This window comes from Clostridioides sp. ZZV14-6154 (genome assembly GCF_020657785.1).
GTDB lineage: Bacteria > Bacillota > Clostridia > Peptostreptococcales > Peptostreptococcaceae > Clostridioides.
In genome coordinates this window covers 831,945-852,571 of the sequence record NZ_JAGWCY010000001.1, presented here as the reverse complement: position 1 = coordinate 852,571, position 20,627 = coordinate 831,945, and the positions used below count along the sequence as shown (strand labels likewise).

The following is a 20,627-nucleotide window of genomic DNA, read 5'->3' as shown; positions in this document are numbered from 1 at the left end:
AAAGCAAGTTTATTGATTATATAAAAGTACAATCAATGAACTTGCTTTTTTGTTATATTAAGGTTTTAAATTGGTAACCATTATCTTTAAAATATGTTATAATTTGGTCTAGTGCATTTACTGTTTCTTGCTTTCCATAAGTATCATGCATTAAAAGTACAACCATTTCTTTACCTTCAGAAGATTTCTTTGCATGTTCAAATAACTCTTGAGCATTTTTCTTTTTACCTTCTGCATCAGCATTTAGAGCATTCCAGTCGATTGATGCCATATTTTTTTCTTTTAAGTAGTTACCCAAAGGCTCCATATTTTTCCATGACATATACCCACCTGGGCATCTAACTACATGTGATGAAAAATTCTTTCCTAGAACTTTCTTCATGGCTTCATCTGTTTTATTAAGCTCATTTACAAATGTATCAAGATTTAGGCTTCTGCCAGGATATAGTTTTTTGTAGTCATGAGAATATGAGTGATGAGCTATTGCATTTCCCTCATCAAATGTTCTTTTTAAAATTTCGTTGGCACCTTTTCTTTCAAGAGAATCTCCCTTAATAAAGAAAGTTCCTTTAACATCGTGTCTTTTTAAGATATCTAGGACTTGTGGAGTATTAGTAGTAGATGGTCCATCATCAAATGTAAGGAATACTATTTTTTCTCCATTATTTGAATAGTCGTATTTGTTAAGCTTATCCCAAACTAATTTTGCGTCATATCCATATTCTTTTGCAGCTTCTTTTTTTGCACCAATGATAGGTTCATTTTTTTCTTTTTCAATTCTTTCTTTTTCTAATTTTTCAGCTTTAAGCTTTTCTTGAGTTTCTTTAATTTCTCTTTTCTTGGACATATCCGCCCATGCCATAGAAAAAATACCAATAACTATTACGACAATTATAGTAAGTGCCATAGTTTTCTTTTTTCTTTTTTTTACCATGATTTCAACATTCCCCCTTTTTGTCGAATTGTATCAAAAATATATTATAATTATATCGAAGAAAGTAGAAAAAGTAAACCGACAAAGTTGTAACTAAAATAACTAAAGTGTAACTTATACAACATTATTTGCATAATATTAAAGTATCCTAGATACTGAAATTATCTATAAAAAAATTTAATATAAGTAAAAAAAATATAAAAAAGGTAAAAATTTATTAAAAAGGTGTTTACAAAAAATGATTAATATATTAATGTTAAATAGTGGATATAAATCTAGATTTAAAATACTGAAAAAATTTACTATAACTATATAAATTTATAGTAATGCTTATAGAAAAACTCTCTTGCTGTTTAGGGGGTTTATAATTTTGCAAAAAAATAAAAAGGAGGGGGCTTTATTGAAAAAATACTTTGGAGAAATAGGACTAATATTTATAGCAATTATATGGGGAAGTGGCTTTGTAGCAACCCAATTTGCACTAGATGGTGGGCTTACACCTCTACAAATAATAACTATAAGATTTTTCTTGGCAGCTGTAATTATGAATTTATTGTTTTTTAAACAAATTCGTGCCAATATTGGAAAGAATTTATTAAAAGCAGGAGGGCTTTTAGGAATATTTTTATTTCTAGCCTTTACAGTACAAACCATTGGACTTATGTACACTACACCATCTAAAAATGCATTTATAACAGCAGCAAATGTTGTAATAGTTCCATTCATAGGATTTATACTTTATAGAAGAAAACTTGATAAAATAGGATTAATAAGTAGTTTAGTAGCCCTTGTAGGTATAGGTATACTTTCTTTAGAGGCTGATTTATCTATTAATTTTGGAGATTTATTAACGCTTATATGTTCATTTGGATTTGCATTTCATATATTCTTTACTAGTGAATTTGCTAAAGATAACAATCCAATGGCATTAACAGCTATTCAATTTACTGTAGCATTTTTACTGTCTTTAGTAGTTCAGACATTTGCAGGACAGTTGAAAATAGAAGCTGAATTGTCTGGATATATGGGAACTATATATTTAGCTATATTTAGTACTTCAATAGGATTTTTATTCCAAACTATATGTCAAAAGAGAGTTGATGGAACTAGAACAGCCATAATACTATCTACTGAAGCTGTATTTGGAACTATATTTTCTATAATAATTCTAAAAGAAGCTATTACAGCCAAATTAGTTATTGGTAGTATATTGATATTTGGTGCAATTATAACAGCAGAAACTAAATTATCATTTTTAAAAAGTAAAAAAGTAAAACTTAAAGAGTCAAAAGATTCTTCACTAGAAAGTATTTAAAGAGACAATTGTTTCCTAATTAATCAAATAAAGTATATATTATGTAGAAATTTGACATCAAAACTTAGTTGATACCGATGTTTCAAAGTGATAAAATTAATTAGGAAATAAATTTTATTTTTAGTGTTTAAACTATAATACAGGGGGTATATATATTCTTGTAGCAAGTTATTAAACTTTAAAAATAAAAATTTAATTAATATAAAATTGGGAGGAAATTAATTATGAAAAAATTTGTTTGTACAGTATGTGGATATATACATGAAGGAGATGCTGCACCAGCACAATGTCCAGTATGTAAAGTTGGAGCTGATAAATTCGAAGAAATGAAAGGTGAAATGGTTTGGGCTGACGAACATAGAATAGGAGTAGCTCAAGGTGTGGATGCAGAAATAATCGAAGGATTAAGAGCTAACTTTACTGGTGAATGTACAGAAGTAGGAATGTATTTAGCAATGAGTAGACAAGCTGATAGAGAAGGATACCCAGAAGTAGCAGAAGCATATAAGAGAATAGCTTTTGAAGAAGCAGAACATGCTGCTAAATTTGCAGAACTTCTTGGAGAAGTTGTAGTTGCAGATACAAAAGAAAACTTAAGAGTTAGAGTTGACGCTGAATATGGTGCAACTGATGGAAAATTAAAATTAGCTAAGAGAGCTAAAGAATTAGGATTAGATGCTATACATGATACAGTACATGAAATGTGTAAAGATGAAGCTAGACATGGTAAAGCATTCTTAGGATTATTAAATAGATATTTTGGAAAATAATAATTAAAAATATAGATTAAAAGGAGAAACTTTGGTTTCTCCTTTTTTAAATTATACAAAAAATATAAACAAATCTTTGTAATAAAAGGGTGAAGATAATATGAAATCAGTATCTGTTAGAAGTTGCAAGAATTATGAGTATGAAAATGTAAGATTTTCTATTGAAAAAATTTTAGATGACATTGGAGGACTTAACAAGTTTGTAAAAAAAGGAAGTAAAGTACTTGTAAAACCAAATCTATTGATGAAAAAAAAGCCTGAAGAAGCTACAACTACCCATCCTATGGTAGTAAGGGTTGTATGTGAAAAGCTTTTAGAATTAAATTGTGACATAGTAATAGCAGATAGTCCTGGTGGACCATATAATCAAGGTTCTCTTAAAGGTATATATAAGACATCTGGAATTGAAGAGGTAGCAAATGATTTAGGTATCAAATTGAATTATGATGTTTCAGATGTTAAGATACACAGTGAAAAAGCACATGCTCTTAAATATATGGACATTATCAAACCAGTAATAGATGCTGATTATGTAATAAATCTTTGTAAATTAAAAACACATGTAATGGCAACTTTTACTGGTGGCACAAAAAACTTATATGGATGTATAGCTGGATTAAAAAAAGCAGAAATACATTATAGATTTCCTACAGAGGAATTATTTTGCGAAAATGTACTTTTAGATATTTGTGATTATGTAAATCCAACACTGACAATTATGGATGGAATCGTAGGGATGGAAGGGGATGGACCTTCAGCAGGAAATCCTAAAGAAATAGGTGTTTTATTAGCATCACAAAATCCATATGCTATAGATGTTGTTGCATGTAAGATTATAGGTTTGCTTCCAAACAAAGTTGCTACAATTAGAGGAGCTATTAAAAGAGAGTATATAAAAGAAGACTTTTCAGATATTGAGATTGTAGGAGAAGATATAAAGGATTTAATTATAAAAGATTATAAGGTACCAAATGTAAGTAAAGATTTAAGGCTATTTTCTGTAAAATTGCCAAAATTTTTAAATGAACCTATTTCAAAACTTATAACACCAAAGCCAGTGGTTAGATTTAAAGACTGCATAAAATGTGGAAAGTGCAAGGAAGCTTGTCCTGCAAATACCATAGAGATGGGGAATAAAGGTGCTCTTATAGATTTAAATAAATGTATAAGATGTTACTGTTGTCATGAACTTTGTCCTAAAAAGGCTATTGATGTCAAACGTAATTTTGTATTTAAGTATGTAAAATAATGTATAATATTATATGAGTCTATATAAATGTAAATTATAAAGGAGAAATAGTATGATTTTAATTAAAAATGGTAGAGTGATAGACCCTAAAAGTCAAAGAGATGAGAAAATAGATTTAATTATAAAAGAAAATAAAATCTATAAAATAGGTAATTTTGATGAAAATGATGAATTTGAAAAAATAATAGATGCTAGTGGGAATATAGTTGCACCAGGATTAGTAGATGTACATGTACATTTTAGAGACCCAGGATTTACATATAAAGAAGATATAGATAGTGGAGCTAAATCTGCAGCTAGAGGGGGATTTACAACAGTTATATGTATGGCAAATACTGACCCAATTGTAGATAATGAAGATACTTTTAACTATGTAAAGGAAAAAGCAAAAAATGCATGTATAAATGTTTTACAAGCAGCAGCCATAACGAAAGGTTTTGAAGGTAAAGAGTTAGTGGATATGGAAAATCTTAAAAAGGCTGGAGTTCCAGGATTTACTGATGACGGATTGCCTTTAATGGATAGCAGTTTAATTATGGAAGCAATGATTAAGGCAAAGGAGTTAGATGTACCACTTAGCTTTCATGAAGAAGACCCTTCTTTAGTTGGAAATCCTGGCGTAAATGCAGGAAAGATAGCTTCAGAGCTTGGTCTAAAAGGTGCATCAAATGTAGCAGAAGATGTAATGGTTGCTAGAGATTGTATGTTAGCACTAAAAACTGGTGCTAAGATTGATATACAACATATAAGTTCTGGTGTTTCTGTTGATATGGTTAGATTTGCAAAATATCTTGGAGCAAACGTAGTTGCAGAAGCTTCACCACATCACTTTACACTGACTGAGGAAGATGTGTTAGAGTTTGGAACAAATGCAAAAATGAATCCACCTTTAAGAACTAAGTGGGATAGAGATAAGATTATAGAAGGATTAAATGATGGCACTATTGAGATAATAGCAACAGACCATGCACCTCATAGTAAAGAAGAAAAAGACAGAGAGTTTATAAAAGCTCCAAGTGGTATTATAGGGCTTGAAACTTCGTTGTCTCTTGGAATAACAAACTTAGTATATAAAAATCATCTTAGTATGATGCAGTTAATAGAAAAAATGTCTACAAATCCTGCAAAGCTATACAATTTAAATGTTGGTTTTATAGAAGAAGGAGCAGTAGCAGATATTGTTATATTTAATCCTGAAGAAGAATGGATAGTTGAAGATTTTGTTTCTAAAGCTGACAATTCACCATTTAAAGGTAAATCTTTATATGGTAAAGTTAATTATACTATATGCAATGGAGAAGTTGTATACAACGCTTAAGATTGTGTTTTAAGGGTGGTGAATACAGTGATTGAAAGCAAAAGATTATATATTAGACAAATGAATCATAGTGATTTTAAGGAAATAAGTAAAATGTTACAAAATTCAGAAGTAATGTATGCATGGGAACATACTTTTTCTGATGAAGAAGTTACAGAATGGATTGATAAAAATATACAGAGATATAATAATGATGGATATGGATATTTTATTGTTATAGATAAGTATATAGATGATGTAGTGGGACAAATAGGTCTTATAAAGCAGGACATAGGGTTGGGAATAGGTTATATAGTAAAAAAAGAATATTGGAATCAAGGTTATGCTACAGAAGGTGCCACTATATGTATAGATTATGCTATTAGAAACTTAAATGTGGATACTTTAGTAGCAGATATCAGACCTGAAAATATAGCATCTATAAATGTGGCAAAAAGACTAGGTATGAAGAAAATATCTGAGTATGATAAGATTTATAGAGGACAAGCAATGAAACATGATGTCTACCAATTAAAAGTAACAGGATTAACTACAAAAATTGTTGAAATAGTAGATTATAATCCAAATTGGAAGTACGAGTTTGAAAAATTAAAATCTATACTAGAAAAGACTCTAGGTAATTCGATTTTGAAAATAGAACATGTTGGTAGCACATCTGTTGAATGGCTTTCTGCAAAACCTAGATTAGATGTTGATATAATAATTGAAGACTATAGCTACTTAAATGATGTTGTCAGTAAACTAAAAAAATTAGGGTATAAACATCTAGGTAATTTAGAAGTAGAAGGAAGAGAAGCATTTTCTTATGAGACAACTAATTTCATGGAGCATAATTTATATGTATGTCCTAAAGATGGGAAAGGATATTTAGAACATATTAAATTTCGGGAGTATTTGAGACTAAATCCAGATAAGGTTAAAGAGTATTCTGACTTAAAAAAGAAGCTAGCAAAACTTTATAGGTATGATGTTAACTCTTATTGTGATAACAAAACAGATTTCATAAGAGGCATAATAGATTAGATATTAATATTAAAAATATTTAAAGCAACTAATTCATTAGTAATTGTAAAAGTAACAATAATAATTTTGAAAGTAATAATGCACTATTATATTTGATTTGAAAAAGATTAAATTCTTAATCTATCATATATAATAGTGCATTAAATATTTAAGCATATTTTAGAAAAGCAATTTAAAAATCATAACTTATTAATAGGAATACTATTTATAAATTGCCTTTATAGGGTCTAGTTTAGAGGCTTTAAAGGCTGGTATTAAACCAAATACAACTCCAGTTAATATAGTAGCTAGAATAGCATAAAGTAAGCTATTTAAGCTAGGAATTGCTTCAAATCCAATGTATTTAGAGACATAGTTAGTAGCAATAAATCCAACTATAGTTCCTAAAATTCCTCCACATACTGTTATAAAAACAGCTTCAACTAAAAATTGAAATAATATAGACCTAGGCTTTGCACCGATAGCACGTCTTATACCAATCTCTCTTTGTCTTTCCATAACTGATACATACATTATATTCATTACACCAATACCACCAACAAACATTGCAACTACAGTTATTATAGATACATATTTATTGACATTAGAATTGATACTTTCAAGATAAGCTGTTTGTTCAGTTGGGTCTGGTGTAGTATAAGAACCATTGATACCAGGGTGCATTTCATACAGTTTAGCTATAATATTGTTTGCAACTTCATTCACGTTATATCCTTTAGAACAAACTAAGTCTAACTGATAAATTTCATTGGAGTAAGAATTTTGACTCATTAGACTATCAAAAGCTTTTTTAGGTATAAGAGAAGTTACAAATTGCATATCTTGATAACCTCCCAAAAATCCTCCAGTTTGTTGTTGGTTGGAAGAATCATCCAATACTCCAATTATTTCAAATATAGTTCCATTTACATTAATACCATGGCCTAAAGCATCTTCTGGATTTTCAAAAACTTCACTTGCACTTTGCTGTGTAAGTATAATTACCTTTCTTTTTTCATCATCCAAAGAAAAATCTCTACCACAGATTAAATTTATTTTAGAATCTTTTTTTACTGGTCCAACTTCCACATAAGTCGTTTTTTTATCAAAAGATGCCTGAGAAGAATAAGTTGAATCAAGATTAAATCCATCTCTTGCAGGAGCAATTCTTTCTACTCCTTCAACAAATGATAATTCTTCTAAATCTTTTGCATTGAAAGGCTTTAAAAATATACTCATATCATCAGTAAGACCTGTGTTATCAGCTGATTCAAATGAAATAGTAGTTTTATTAGGATTAGCATTATTTACAGATTTCTTGATTTCTTTTTGAAATCCATTACCTATAGAACTAACAAGTATTACTGAAGTTATTCCTATAATAATCCAAAGTAAAGCTACAAAGACACGAAGCTTGTGCCCCTTTAAATTAGCCAAAGAATTTTTTAATAAGCCCATGATTACACCTCCGAAGTAAACACACCATCTTTAAGTCGTATGACCTTAGTTGCATACTTAGTCAAATCCTGATCATGTGTAACCATTATTATAGTCTTGCCTTGTTCATTAAGTTCTGTCAAAAGCTCCATAATTTCCCTGCTAGTTTCACTATCTAATGCTCCAGTTGGTTCATCAGCAAAGATTATTTGAGGGTCATTTGCCAAACAACGTGCAATGGCTACACGTTGTTGCTGGCCACCAGATAGTTGAAGAGGTTTTTGTTTGATTTTATCTAAAAGCCCAACAGATTTTAGTTTGCTCTTAACAATTTCTTCTCTTTCAGATTTTTTTAATATTTTATTGTAAATTAGAGGTAACTCTACATTTTGATATATATTTAAAGTTTCTATTAAATTAAATTGCTGAAAAACAAAACCAATATTGACATTTCTAAAAACAGAACGCTCATTTTCACTGAGATTAGTTACATCTGTGCCATCAAATATATATCTTCCTTCGTCAAATACATCAAGAAAACCTAAGATATTAAGTAAAGTGGTTTTACCACTACCAGATTTACCCATTATCATGACAAATTCTCCAGATTCAATTTCTAAATTTAAGGATTTTAAAACATGTAATTCATCTTTCCCTACTTTGTAATATTTTTGAATATTTTCTAATTTAATTAACATATGTAAATTAATTCACATCCATATTAACTTCTTTTAATTTTTTGTCTGGAGTAGCATCTCCATTATTATTAGAGCCAGCAGTTACACTATCACCTTGAACTGGGTCTCCTTCTTTCATTTCTTTAGTAGGGTATTTTATTACTATATCACCTTGTTCAAGACCGCCTCTAACTACAGCAAAGTCATTGTTTTTACTTGCAACATCTACAATTTGTTTTTTCAAGATTCCATCTAAGTCTTTAAATACATATGAGTGTTTTTTATCCTTAAGTACACAAGATGCTGGTATTTTAAAGCTTGAGTTAGCTACTTCAAGTGATGCTTGAAGATGGAATCCATTTGTCAACCCTTCTTGGTTATCAAATGCTATGTTTATATCATAATAAGATAAAGTACTTTGTTGAGCTCCCATCTCACTATTTGGAGTAGAGGGCTTATCAGATATAAAACTTATTCTACCAGTAAGATTTTGGTCAGTTGAGAAAACTAATATATTAACCATTTGGTCAATTTTCATCTTAGGTAAATCTTGTTCACTTGCTTGTCCTTTCATATAAAACTCTAGACCTTGAATAGTCATAAATGAAGCTGGTTGGTCTGGATTTCCAGTTTGGTCATTTAAGTATACAGTACCATCAAAAGGAGCAGTAGTTCTATCATATGCTTTTTTATCTAAAGAAGCTATCTGAGAGTTTAAAGTTGTTATTTGTGCGTTTATAGAGGCTATAGCATCTCTATTTTCATCAATATTTGCAAGTGATATCTTTTGTTTTTTATATTGGCTAAGTTGTGTTTTTAGACTATCTATTTCTGCTATTATAGTTGGATTTTTAGCAGTAAAAAGAAGGTCTCCCTGATTTACCTTTTGCCCATTTGTAACATTTACATCGCTTAACTCATAATCTCCAGAAATATTAAAGTCTTTAGTTTGCTTAGGTACAACCATACCATTTATAAATATTTTTTCGTTTTCTGGAATAGTGTATGTTTCTATGAAGTTTTCATTAGCTTGTAACTCAGTGTTTTTTGAATCGACATAAGCAAGTACCCCTAAAATTAAAAGTATGATTATCACGATTCCTGCATAGATTTTAAATCTCTTGTTTTTAAAAGGATTATTTTTAAAACCTTTGTTTTTAGTTTTGAAATTACTACTTCCAAAGCTAGTATTTTTAAAGCTATTACTCTTAAAGCTACTATTTCTAAATCTTTTATTTTTAAATTTTTTTAGAAAAGACATGTTTTCCTCCTTTGTATAAAAACTACTTATTATATACTGGGATGTACATATAGAACCATTATAAGAAGCATGTTGAATATAAGTCAAATGAAAATAAACTATCAATATATAAGATACTATAGATAATCTTTGAATGTAATAGTAATTTTTGTATATTGATTGTACTCTGAATCTACATCAATTTTATGGCTAAGTTTGTCACAAAGTTCTTTTACTAAATAAAGACCAAGCCCTGTAGATTTAGCGTTATTTCTTCCATTATTACCTGTAAATCCCTTATTGAATATTCGATTTAAATCTTCCTTTTTTATACCACAGCCAGTATCTTCCACCCTTAATTGTAAATAATTTTTGTGGGTTTTGCAATAGATAGATATATTATCTTCTATTGAGGCATATTTTAGGGAATTATTTAATAATTGCTCGAATATGAAGTAAAGCCATTTTTCGTCTGATAAAACTGTATAATTCAAATTATTTAAGTTTAAAATTATTTTTTTTGAGATAAAATATTTCGAATATTTTCTAATAATATTTCTAATAATTTTTTCAATATTTACTTCTTGAATCAAAAAATCTTTATGAAAATCTTCAAGTCTAGATAAATATAAAATCCTTTCAACAGAATTTTCAATTCTAAATATCTCTTTATCGATATCATCTGAAATTTTTTCTTCAATTAAATTTTCGTTTTGCTCAAGGATTAGTTTGATTATTGCTATAGGCATTTTTATATCATGTACCCACATACTCATAGTTTCTTTATTTTCTTCAAATTTCTTAGTATTGATATCTATTATATCATCACATTGGCTTTGATAATCTTTAATTATATCCAAATATATTTTTTCTTCATTTGTACATTTAATTAATTCTATATCATTAGTACTAACTTTGAATGTATTATTTTTAATTTTCTCTAAAAATCTATTTTTCTTAATGTAGCCAGTAAGTATATATATGAATGAAAATACTATATTTACAATTAATATGTATACAATAGTGTCTACTAAGAGAGTATCGATAGGAGAAAATATAATAACTGCTATCGTAAAAAGTAAGAAAGCAAAGTTGTATACTAAAAATTCGAGTTTATCTTTGAGAAAATCTTTAAAACTCATAAATTCACCTACTTAAAGCTATTTTAACTGATTATATAACCTAGTCCTCTTTTAGTTTCTATAAAGTCTTCCAATCCAATTTCACTTAGTTTTGAACGTATTCTGTTTACATTAACAGTGAGAGTATTATCATCTACAAACCAATCATTATCCCATAATTTTTTCATAAGTTTATTTCTACTAACTATTTTACTTTTATTCCTCATAAGTTCATGAAGAATTTTAATTTCATTTTTTGTTAGCTCAATAGTATTATCTTTATAACATATAGTTGCAGTTGATAAATCTAAAGTAACTTCATTATGGACAATTTTATTTGAATTATTATCAGCAAAATTATAAGTTCTTCTTAAAAGAGCATTTACCTTAGCTATTAAAACATCTATAGAAAATGGTTTTTGTATATAATCATCTGCACCTAGATTTACACCCATTATTACATCCATATTAGAGTTTCTTGAAGAAATAAAGATTATTGGAACTTTGGAAATTTTTCTTATCTCATTACACCAATGAAATCCATCATAAAATGGAAGATTTATATCTAATAAAACCAATTGTGGTTTATAATGCTTAAATTCTTCTATTATGTTTTCAAGATTTTCTATTTGATAGACAATATGTCCCCATTTAGAAAGACAGTCTGCTATTTGATGCTTTAATGAAACATCATCTTCAATTACCATTATTTTGAACATTTTTACCTCCTAATCCAGAATAGTTATATTAACATAACTATATTTTACTTGATAAGTTCAAACATTTCTACCTTATAATTTAAAATAATTATATTAATATAACTATATTTTGCTTGACAAATTATATTTTAAACATAATTTCATTAAAAATGAAGAAATATAGTTAATACTTACAGAAATGTAACATTATATTAATGTAATTAAATGGTTAAAAACTACCTTAATATATATAATATATTTATAAGAATTGGAAAATGAGCAATTATGTTGAGGAGTGGTAAGTAATTATGGAAGAAATATTAATTGTTGAAAATATAAAAAAAGAGTATGGTAGAAAAGGCTCAAAATATGAAGCTTTAAAGGGAATAAGTTTTAAAGTTTCTAAAGGTGAATTTGTAGGTATTATGGGCTCATCTGGAGCTGGAAAATCAACTCTTTTAAACATTATTTCTACAATAGATTTGCCTTCATCAGGAAATGTTTATATAGAGGATAAGAATATTATTAAAATGAAACAAAATAAATTAGCTGACTTTAGACGTGATAATCTTGGATTTGTATTTCAAGATTCTAACCTTTTAGATACATTAACTATAAAAGAAAATATAATGCTACCTCTTTCTTTAAAAAATGAAAAAGTATCAGTAATAGAAAGTAGAATAAAAGAAGTTTCAAAATCACTAAATATAGAATCAATATTAGATAAATATCCTAATGAAGTCTCAGGTGGTCAAAAACAAAGAGGAGCTGTTTGTAGAGCAATAGTAACAAAACCATCATTAATACTTGCAGACGAGCCTACAGGAGCATTAGATTCTAAATCTGCAAGGGATTTATTAAATTCTCTACTAAAATTAAATAGAGATAATGATTCAACAATATTAATGGTAACGCATGATGCTATAAGTGCAAGTTTTTGTAGTAGAATACTCTTTATAAAGGATGGAATAATTTTTACAGAACTTATAAAAGGAGAAAGCACAAAAGAATTTTATAATAAAATACTAAATACAGTTTCCTTAATTGGAGGAGTTAATAAAAATGAGTTTATTTAAAATTGCTATAAAAAATGTAAAAAAGAACTTTTTAAGCTATTTTATGTACTTTGTTTCAATTGTATTTAGTGTATTTATATTCTTTAGTTTCAAATCAATAGAGTACAATGAAGCTTTAAGTTTACTTGGTAGAAGGGCTAAAATAGGCATTAATACAAGTTCAATTGTAATAGTGGTATTTGTTTTTTTATTTATATATTATTCAAATTCATTTTTTTTTAATAGACGTAGGCAAGAGATAGGTACTTATAGCTTGATTGGAATGAGAAAAAATCAGATAGGAAGAATATTTTTATATGAAACTTTTTTGATGGGAATATTTGCAATATTAATAGGGATATCTTTAGGTTTTTTATTTTCAAAGCTTATGACAATGATTCTTGTAAAATTAATGAAAGAAATTATAGGAGTAAAGATGACTTTAAGTATAAAGGCTTTAATTCAAACATTAGTAATATTTGTAGTAATATTTGTAGTAATTGGAATAAGAAATATTATAGTCATTAGCAATAAAAAAATTGTAGAGTTATTTAAGAAGTCACCAGAAAAATATACAAATAAAAGATTTATAAAGCTAAAGGGAATACTTGGAATTTTACTAATAGTATTTTCTTATTTAATGTCCAGCAGTTATTTCATTATTGAAAACATTATGTTTTCAGTTTTTATATTAATTACAATAATACCAGGTACTTTTTTATTTTTTTCATCAATAATGTCGATAATTATAGATGTTGCTAAGAAGAAAAAAAGTTTTTATTACAAGGGAAGAAATTTAATTGCATTTTCGGAACTTGGATTCAAATTGAAGAATAATAGCAGAGTATTGGCAATAATAGCGATACTAATAGCTACAAGTGTAACTATGTTAGGATTTACAATATCCCTTTATTACGATATAGATAGAAATATAAATGAAAACTACAAGTATAGTTATACTATAAATGCAGAAAATTATCTTGTAAATAAGGAAATTGACAAGTTGTTATATAAATATAAAGAAGATGATAAGATATTTTTTGATAAGACAATAGAGCTTATAAACAGAGATGTAAATTTTAAATTGTATTATAAAAAAGGAGGAGTTTATAGAGAAAACACAGTGCTTGTAGATTTTATTAAAGAAAGTGATTTTAAGAAATTAAGACAATATCAAAACAGTAATTATGAAGAATTAACTTCAGAAGAGCATGTATATTATGTTTCAGATTCATATAAGAAAATGTTTCTTAAAAATACTGGTACTCAAAAAATAGATATATATCTTAAAGAAAAAGAGAATATGAGTTTATTTACAGTTCAAAAAAATATCTTAGAACCAGAAATAAATTCACAATCAACATTTGATTTAATTGTGGTAGAAGATAATGTATTTAATAGATTAAAATCAGATGGAAAATCAAGATTATTAAGATTAATTGATATAAAAAATGAAAAAAAAGAGTTTGACATGTCTTTAAGATTAAAAAATATTGTTGATAAAAATATGAAATCAACTTATCCCTTTAATTTTACATCAAGTATCGAAAACTATAATAATTTAATTAGACTAAGTGGTCTTATGTTATTTATAGGTATATTTCTATCTGTAGTATTTCTTTTGTGTACAGGAAGTATAATTTTATTTAAACAACTATCAAATATATATGATGATAAAGAACGATATATTATGCTAAAAAAACTTGGGGCAAACAATCAAGATATTGAGAAAATAATATCAAAACAATTAAAAGTTGTATTTTTATTGCCATTAATTATAGGTACAATTCATAATTTATTTGCTATGTCAATTGCTCAAAAATTTATAACTAGGTCTTTGTTTATACCAATTATTATAACACTAGCCATTTATTATATAGGTTACTTTATATATTATTTTATAACATTAAAATACGCTCAAAATATGATAATAGATTAAGCTGTAGAGTATTTTTTACTTAATAAGAATTAAATAGATACTAAAAGTAAGATAGTTTATCTAATCAAAACAAAAAAATATTATAATAATGTAATTAAGTTTTGGAAAAAGTTTGTATTTCCTATCAGTTGTATTACTTAATGTTATATAATAAATTTAAGGAAAATATAAAATAAAAATGACAAGGAGTTGAAAATTATGAGGTTTGATGCTCATCAACATAAATATCCATCAATAAGAAATGTTATATATGCTAAAAATGGAGCAGTTGCAACTTCAACACCATTAGCTTCTCAAGCTGGGCTTGAAATACTAAAAAAAGGTGGAAATGCTGTGGATGCAGCAGTTGCAACTGCTGCTACATTATCGGTAGTTGAACCTACAAGTAATGGAATTGGAGGAGACGCATATGCTCTTGTTTGGATAGAAGAAGAAAAACGATTGTATGGACTAAATTCTAGTGGTTTTGCTCCAGAAAGAATGGAATTAAAAAATTACAAGAACATGAAAGAAATGCCAAAGTATGGATTTGGAGCAGTAACTGTACCTGGGATACCTGCAGCTTGGGCAGAATTAAATAAAAAGTATGGAAAACTTAGTCTACTAGAATGTTTATCTCCAGCAATTGAATATGCAAGAGAAGGATATGTTGTTTCTCCTAATGTATCAAAAGTATGGAAAAAGTCCTATGAACTATATGAAAAAGAATTTGTTGGAGAAGAATTTAAGTCATGGTTTGAGACATTTTCTAAAGATGGTAAAGCTCCAGAAGCTGGTGACATATTTGTATGTGAAGAGCATGCTAATACATTAGAAGAGATAGCAAATACACAAGCTGAAAGTTTTTATAGAGGTAGACTAGCAGATAAAATAGATGAGTATTCTAGAAAGTTTGATGGAGCTATAAGAAAAAGTGATTTAGCGAGTTTTTATCCAACTTGGGTAGAACCTATAAGCACAGAATATAAAGGATATAAAATATTTGAAATTCCACCAAATGGACATGGGATAACAGTCTTAATGGCATTAAATATATTAAAAGAATTGGACATAAAAGGAGATATAGAAAATGTAGATGATATACATAAGATTATAGAAAGCTTAAAACTGGCCTTTGCAGATTCTAAAACTTATGTAACTGATATAGAACATATGAAAGTAAAGGTTCAAGAACTATTAAGTCAAGATTATGCAAAAAAGAGAAGTTTATTGATTGATAATAAAAAAGCTTTATATCCAAAAGAAGGAGAGCCATATTGTGGTGGAACTGTATATCTTTGTACTGCTGACAAAGATGGTAATATGGTTTCATATATACAGAGTAATTATATAAATTTTGGCTCTGGGATAGTAATACCAAACACTGGCATTGCGTTACATAGTAGAGGTAATAATTTTAACTTAGACCCTAAACACCATAATGTAGTAAAACCATTTAAAAAACCTTATCATACAATAATACCTGGTTTTTTAGGTAAAGATGATAAAGCAATAGGTCCATTTGGTGTAATGGGTGCTTTTATGCAACCACAGGGACATCTTCAAGTATTAACAAGTATGATAGACTTTGGTTTAAACCCTCAAGAGGCATTAGATGCTCCAAGATGGCAGTGGATAAAAGGTAAAGAGATAGAAGTTGAATCAGAGATGTCAAGACATGTGGTAGATGCCCTTATTGAAAAAGGCCATGAGATAAAAGTAATTCACGATAATGTCGATATGGGTAGGGGACAAATAATCTTTAAAACAGAGCAAGAAAGCTATGTTTGTGCAACAGAATCAAGATGTGATGGTCATGTTGCAGTTTATTAATCATATTGTAGTTCATCAATATTATAAACTAAAGGTATGTTTAATGAATAAATGAATAATAGAAAACTACATGAAATTACAATAATAAAAGGCGAAAGTCTATAATGACTAACGCCTTTATAAAAAACTAAAATATTATATCCTAGTTTTATTTATTATTGACTTTATTCTTGTCCAGTTTTAACTTCATTGTCATCATAGCTAATCCAATCACTAAAGCTACCAACATAAATCTTATGAGGCATATTAAGCTCTCTAAGTGCAAGGCTGTTAACACAAGCAGATATTCCTGAACCACAAGATAAAATTATTTCATCATAATTATTTAAATCCTTAAAGAAGTCTTTTAAAAATTCTATATCTTTAAGTGAGCCATTTTCAAAATCACCTTTTATTAAATCCTTGCAAAAGTAATTTTTTGCACTAGGTATATGGCCAGCTTTTGAATATGCAGGTTCAACTAAACCTTGGTATCTTTCATTAGCACGACAATCTATAATCACAGTATCTTCATCATATAATTTAGATTTAACGTATTCCATTGGAACAACTAAATTGTCATTTACATTAGGCTTAATTTTTTTGCCTATACAGTTTGGAATATTTATTTTTTCTTCTAATTGTCCGCCTTCTTTTACAAAAGCTGTTATTCCACCATCTAATACATAGACATTTTCAAGACCTAAGTGTTTTAATTGGAAGAATAGTCTACAAGCACCATTTAAATCTCCATCATCATAAGTTATAATTGTAGTGTCATTATCAACACCCATTTTTTCTAATTTTTCTTTTAATATAAAAGGGTCTTGTAAAGGATTTTTACCACCATGTTCTTTTGTAGGAGATGATAAATCCTTGTCTATATCCAAGATAAAGCTACCTTTTATATGTCCTTTTTTATAAGAATCAATACCATAAGTTCTATTGATAAGGTCAAATCTACAATCTATAACAACTAGATTATCATTATGTTCTAATTTAGATATAAGTTCTTTTGCAGAAATAATATTTTTCAAAAAACAAACCTCCTATTTTTAATTATTTTTATGTGTATTCATAATAATTATTAACTTTATAAATTAATATTATTATAAATTATTACATAAGTAAATAAATCTTTAGAAAATATAAAAATTTTATATAAAAATTCAAATAATTAATGAATATTAAAAATTTTAGATATATAATAAAATAAGAGTATATTTTAGTTTATATAAAAGCTTGTATTGCAATAGATTAAAGCCTTATACACGTTTAGTTTTTAAAGAAATCTGAGTTATTATGAAAACCTAGGTTAATTTATTAAACAAATAATTGAATAAAAAAAATTTATTATGTATTTATAAAATTTTTGTTACAAATTTAGCATAATATAGTATACTTTAAGTGTGTATTAGGTTAAATCTATAACAAATTATATGTATAATATAGGTTTTAATATTTGTTGGAATTTAAAAGTAATTTGTTAATATCAACTATTTGTAATTTGGGCAGTTATAATTATTTTACAGGGGGGATGTCCAATACAAAACATTTAATCGAGAACTAATATTGTATTATAATTAGAGTTATAGTTTTGTGTGTTTATGTTTTAATTAAATTTAAAGTGGGAAAAATATATTTGTTAGAATGGAGAATAGCGAGATGAGTAATAAAATAGTTAGTAAGAGACAATTAACAGATAGTATTTATTTGATGGAAATAGAGGCTCCTAGAGTTGCAAAATCTTCTCAGCCTGGTCAATTTATAATAATTAAAAATGACGAAAAGGGAGAAAGAATTCCTCTTACAATAGCTGATTATGATAGAGAAAAAGGAACAGTGACTATCGTATTCCAAACAGTTGGTGCTTCAACTAAGAAATTAGCAATGTTTGAAGAAAACGATTTTGTAATGGATTTTGTAGGGCCACTAGGACAAGCAAGTGAATTCATACATGAAGATATAGAAGAATTAAAAAATAAAAAAATCCTATTTGTAGCTGGTGGAGTAGGTTCTGCTCCAGTGTATCCACAAGTTAAATGGTTTAAAGATAATGGATTAGATGTAGATGTAATAATTGGTGCAAGAACTAAAGAATTAATCATATTAGAAGATGATATGAGAAAAGTAGCTAAAAATGTATACATATCAACAGATGATGGGACATATGGATTTGATGGAAGAGTTACAGATTTATTAAAAGATTTAGTTGATAATCAAGGTAAAAAATATGACCAAGCAATAGTAATTGGACCAATGATAATGATGAAATTTATGTGTCAATTGACTAAAGAATTAAACATACCTACTATAGTAAGTTTAAATACAATAATGATTGATGGAACAGGTATGTGTGGCGGTTGTAGAGTTAGTGTTGGAAATGAGACTAAGTTTGCATGTGTAGATGGACCTGAATTTGATGGACATTTAGTTGACTTTGACCAAGCGATGAGAAGACAATCTATGTACAAAACTCAAGAAGGAAGAGCTATGCTAAAACTTGAAGAAGGCGACAGTCATCATCATAGTAATTGTGGATGTGGAGGTAACAAATAATGGATGCTAAAAAAGTAAAAGTACCAGTTAGAGAACAAGAACCTGCTGTAAGAGCAACAAATTTTGATGAAGTATGTTTAGGATACAATAAAGAAGAAGCTATGGCAGAAGCTAATAGATGTCTAGGATGTAAAAAACCAAAATGTGTAGGTGGATGTCCAGTAGGAATTGATATCCCAGGATTTATAACAAAAATTAAAGAAGATGATATAGAAGGTGCTGCTAAAGTAATAGCTAAGAGTAGTTCACTACCTGCTGTTTGTGGTAGAGTATGCCCACAAGAAAGTCAATGTGAAGGTGTATGTATACTTGGAATAAAATCAGATGCAGTATCAATAGGGAAATTAGAAAGATTTGTAGCAGATTGGTCAAAAGAAAATGATATAAACTTATCTGATACAGAACCTAAGAAAAATCAAAAAGTAGCTGTAATAGGAAGTGGTCCAGCAGGCCTTGCTTGTGCTGGTGATTTAGCTAAAAAAGGATATGATGTAACGATATTTGAAGCAATGCATGAACCAGGTGGAGTTTTAACTTATGGAATACCTGAATTTAGACTTCCAAAACAAGCTGTTGTTCAACCTGAAATAGATAATATAAGAAAATTAGGTGTGAAAATAGAAACTAATGTAATTGTTGGTAAAACAATTACAGTAGATGAACTTATAGAAGATGAAGGATTTGAAGCTATATTCATAGGCTCAGGAGCTGGTCTTCCTATGTTTATGAATATACCAGGAGAAAATGCAAATGGAGTATTTTCTGCAAATGAGTTTTTAACTAGAGTAAACTTAATGAAAGCTTATAGAGATGATTATGATACACCTATTAGTTCTGGTAAAAAAGTTGCTGTAGTTGGTGGTGGAAATGTTGCTATGGATGCTGCTAGAACTGCATTAAGATTAGGTTCAGAATCATATATAGTTTATAGAAGAAGTGAAAAAGAGCTTCCAGCAAGAGCTGAAGAAGTACATCATGCAAAAGAAGAAGGAATTATATTTAATACATTGACAAATCCTAAAGAAATTTTAGTAGATGAAAATGGATATGTTAAAGGTATGGTTTGTATAAGAATGGAATTAGGAGAACCAGATGATTCTGGAAGAAGAAGACCTATAGAAATAGAAGGTTCTGAATTTGTACTTGATGTAGATACAGTTATAATGTCACTTGGAACAAGTCCAAATCCATTAATATCTTCTACCACAAAGAGTCTTGATATAAATAAGAGAAGATGCTTAATAACAGATGAAAGTGGTCAAACTTCTAAAGAAGGTGTGTTTGCAGGTGGAGACGCTGTTACTGGAGCAGCAACAGTAATATCTGCAATGGGTGCTGGTAAAACTGCAGCAGCTTCAATAGACGAATATTTAAAAGCAAAAGTTAATGCTTAATTTGTAAATTAAATATACCAAGTTAGAATAATTTCTAGCTTGGTATATTTTTTTTGAAAATTATATAATAAAGTCACAGTTATTGTTGTAATATTTACCACTAAGCAACATAATTTTGTTTAATTATG

17 protein-coding genes are annotated in these 20,627 nt (G+C 28.1%); 10 read left to right on the top strand and 7 right to left on the bottom strand.

Features of this window, described 5'->3' with window-relative positions; all coding sequences use genetic code 11:
* Window positions 1-52 precede the first annotated feature (52 nt).
* Complete coding sequence (locus KGF45_RS04245; RefSeq protein ID WP_227827378.1) at window positions 53-934, bottom strand: polysaccharide deacetylase family protein; 882 nt, start codon at window positions 932-934, stop codon at window positions 53-55.
* A 370-nt stretch (window positions 935-1,304) separates the two neighbouring features.
* On the opposite strand from KGF45_RS04245, the gene KGF45_RS04240 reads away from it, so the two are divergent.
* The 5 genes from KGF45_RS04240 (at window position 1,305) to KGF45_RS20440 (ending at window position 6,609) form a co-directional block, all read left to right on the top strand.
* Complete coding sequence (locus KGF45_RS04240) at window positions 1,305-2,249, top strand: DMT family transporter (RefSeq protein WP_227841898.1); 945 nt, start codon at window positions 1,305-1,307, stop codon at window positions 2,247-2,249.
* Window positions 2,250-2,473: 224 nt separating this feature from the next.
* Window positions 2,474-3,019: an NADH peroxidase gene (locus tag KGF45_RS04235; RefSeq protein ID WP_003420048.1), complete on the top strand. Its 546-nt coding sequence runs from the start codon at window positions 2,474-2,476 to the stop codon at window positions 3,017-3,019.
* A gap of 100 nt (window positions 3,020-3,119) precedes the next feature.
* Complete coding sequence (locus KGF45_RS04230; RefSeq protein ID WP_227827380.1) at window positions 3,120-4,268, top strand: DUF362 domain-containing protein; 1,149 nt, start codon at window positions 3,120-3,122, stop codon at window positions 4,266-4,268.
* Window positions 4,269-4,320: 52 nt separating this feature from the next.
* Window positions 4,321-5,586 (top strand): dihydroorotase, encoded by a 1,266-nt coding sequence (locus tag KGF45_RS04225; protein ID WP_227827381.1) that lies wholly within the window; start codon window positions 4,321-4,323, stop codon window positions 5,584-5,586.
* A gap of 27 nt (window positions 5,587-5,613) precedes the next feature.
* The gene (locus KGF45_RS20440) at window positions 5,614-6,609 is read left to right on the top strand and encodes a GNAT family N-acetyltransferase (protein ID WP_227841897.1); all 996 of its coding nucleotides are present in this window, start codon (window positions 5,614-5,616) and stop codon (window positions 6,607-6,609) included.
* Window positions 6,610-6,810: 201 nt separating this feature from the next.
* Here KGF45_RS20440 and KGF45_RS04215 read toward each other — a convergent pair whose 3' ends face one another.
* From KGF45_RS04215 to KGF45_RS04195, 5 genes are all read right to left on the bottom strand, one after another.
* Window positions 6,811-8,046, bottom strand: a complete 1,236-nt coding sequence (locus KGF45_RS04215; RefSeq protein ID WP_227827383.1) for an ABC transporter permease — start codon at window positions 8,044-8,046, stop codon at window positions 6,811-6,813.
* 2 nt (window positions 8,047-8,048) lie between these two features.
* On the bottom strand, window positions 8,049-8,723 hold the full coding sequence (locus tag KGF45_RS04210; protein ID WP_227827384.1) for an ABC transporter ATP-binding protein: 675 nt from the start codon (window positions 8,721-8,723) through the stop codon (window positions 8,049-8,051).
* A 7-nt stretch (window positions 8,724-8,730) separates the two neighbouring features.
* Window positions 8,731-9,963, bottom strand: coding sequence for an efflux RND transporter periplasmic adaptor subunit (locus tag KGF45_RS04205; RefSeq protein ID WP_227827385.1), 1,233 nt, complete (start codon window positions 9,961-9,963; stop codon window positions 8,731-8,733).
* 116 nt (window positions 9,964-10,079) lie between these two features.
* Window positions 10,080-11,084, bottom strand: a complete 1,005-nt coding sequence (locus KGF45_RS04200; protein ID WP_227827386.1) for a sensor histidine kinase — start codon at window positions 11,082-11,084, stop codon at window positions 10,080-10,082.
* 23 nt (window positions 11,085-11,107) lie between these two features.
* Complete coding sequence (locus KGF45_RS04195; protein ID WP_227827387.1) at window positions 11,108-11,782, bottom strand: response regulator transcription factor; 675 nt, start codon at window positions 11,780-11,782, stop codon at window positions 11,108-11,110.
* A 287-nt stretch (window positions 11,783-12,069) separates the two neighbouring features.
* Here KGF45_RS04195 and KGF45_RS04190 point away from each other — a divergent pair, with 287 nt between their 5' ends.
* From KGF45_RS04190 to ggt, 3 genes are all read left to right on the top strand, one after another.
* Window positions 12,070-12,837, top strand: coding sequence for an ABC transporter ATP-binding protein (locus KGF45_RS04190; protein ID WP_227827388.1), 768 nt, complete (start codon window positions 12,070-12,072; stop codon window positions 12,835-12,837).
* Window positions 12,824-14,755, top strand: coding sequence for an FtsX-like permease family protein (locus tag KGF45_RS04185; protein ID WP_227827389.1), 1,932 nt, complete (start codon window positions 12,824-12,826; stop codon window positions 14,753-14,755). Before KGF45_RS04190 ends, KGF45_RS04185 begins: the two co-directional genes overlap by 14 nt.
* A gap of 198 nt (window positions 14,756-14,953) precedes the next feature.
* Window positions 14,954-16,567, top strand: a complete 1,614-nt coding sequence (gene ggt / locus KGF45_RS04180; protein WP_227827390.1) for a gamma-glutamyltransferase — start codon at window positions 14,954-14,956, stop codon at window positions 16,565-16,567.
* Between the two features lie 164 nt (window positions 16,568-16,731).
* Here ggt and KGF45_RS04175 read toward each other — a convergent pair whose 3' ends face one another.
* On the bottom strand, window positions 16,732-17,583 hold the full coding sequence (locus KGF45_RS04175) for a sulfurtransferase (RefSeq protein WP_227827391.1): 852 nt from the start codon (window positions 17,581-17,583) through the stop codon (window positions 16,732-16,734).
* A 628-nt stretch (window positions 17,584-18,211) separates the two neighbouring features.
* Here KGF45_RS04175 and KGF45_RS04170 point away from each other — a divergent pair.
* Together KGF45_RS04170 and gltA are read left to right on the top strand one after the other, a co-directional pair.
* Window positions 18,212-19,105, top strand: coding sequence for a sulfide/dihydroorotate dehydrogenase-like FAD/NAD-binding protein (locus KGF45_RS04170; RefSeq protein WP_227432921.1), 894 nt, complete (start codon window positions 18,212-18,214; stop codon window positions 19,103-19,105).
* Entirely contained in the window at window positions 19,105-20,499 is a 1,395-nt protein-coding gene (gltA, locus tag KGF45_RS04165) for an NADPH-dependent glutamate synthase (protein WP_227827392.1), read from the top strand. The genes KGF45_RS04170 and gltA overlap by 1 nt, the downstream gene beginning before the upstream one ends.
* The last annotated feature ends 128 nt before the right edge of the window (window positions 20,500-20,627 follow it).

Excerpts from the sequence above, each read along its gene's own strand:
- KGF45_RS04245 (WP_227827378.1), bottom strand. The coding sequence starts at position 934 with ATGGTAAAAAAAAGAAAAAAGAAAACTATGGCACTTACTATAATTGTC.
- KGF45_RS04235 (WP_003420048.1), top strand. The coding sequence starts at position 2,474 with ATGAAAAAATTTGTTTGTACAGTATGTGGATATATACATGAAGGAGAT.
- KGF45_RS04230 (WP_227827380.1), top strand. The coding sequence starts at position 3,120 with ATGAAATCAGTATCTGTTAGAAGTTGCAAGAATTATGAGTATGAAAAT.
- KGF45_RS04225 (WP_227827381.1), top strand. The coding sequence starts at position 4,321 with ATGATTTTAATTAAAAATGGTAGAGTGATAGACCCTAAAAGTCAAAGA.
- KGF45_RS04215 (WP_227827383.1), bottom strand. The coding sequence starts at position 8,046 with ATGGGCTTATTAAAAAATTCTTTGGCTAATTTAAAGGGGCACAAGCTT.
- KGF45_RS04210 (WP_227827384.1), bottom strand. The coding sequence starts at position 8,723 with ATGTTAATTAAATTAGAAAATATTCAAAAATATTACAAAGTAGGGAAA.
- KGF45_RS04205 (WP_227827385.1), bottom strand. The coding sequence starts at position 9,963 with ATGTCTTTTCTAAAAAAATTTAAAAATAAAAGATTTAGAAATAGTAGC.
- KGF45_RS04200 (WP_227827386.1), bottom strand. The coding sequence starts at position 11,084 with ATGAGTTTTAAAGATTTTCTCAAAGATAAACTCGAATTTTTAGTATAC.
- KGF45_RS04195 (WP_227827387.1), bottom strand. The coding sequence starts at position 11,782 with ATGTTCAAAATAATGGTAATTGAAGATGATGTTTCATTAAAGCATCAA.
- KGF45_RS04190 (WP_227827388.1), top strand. The coding sequence starts at position 12,070 with ATGGAAGAAATATTAATTGTTGAAAATATAAAAAAAGAGTATGGTAGA.
- KGF45_RS04185 (WP_227827389.1), top strand. The coding sequence starts at position 12,824 with ATGAGTTTATTTAAAATTGCTATAAAAAATGTAAAAAAGAACTTTTTA.
- ggt (WP_227827390.1), top strand. The coding sequence starts at position 14,954 with ATGAGGTTTGATGCTCATCAACATAAATATCCATCAATAAGAAATGTT.
- KGF45_RS04170 (WP_227432921.1), top strand. The coding sequence starts at position 18,212 with ATGAGTAATAAAATAGTTAGTAAGAGACAATTAACAGATAGTATTTAT.
- gltA (WP_227827392.1), top strand. The coding sequence starts at position 19,105 with ATGGATGCTAAAAAAGTAAAAGTACCAGTTAGAGAACAAGAACCTGCT.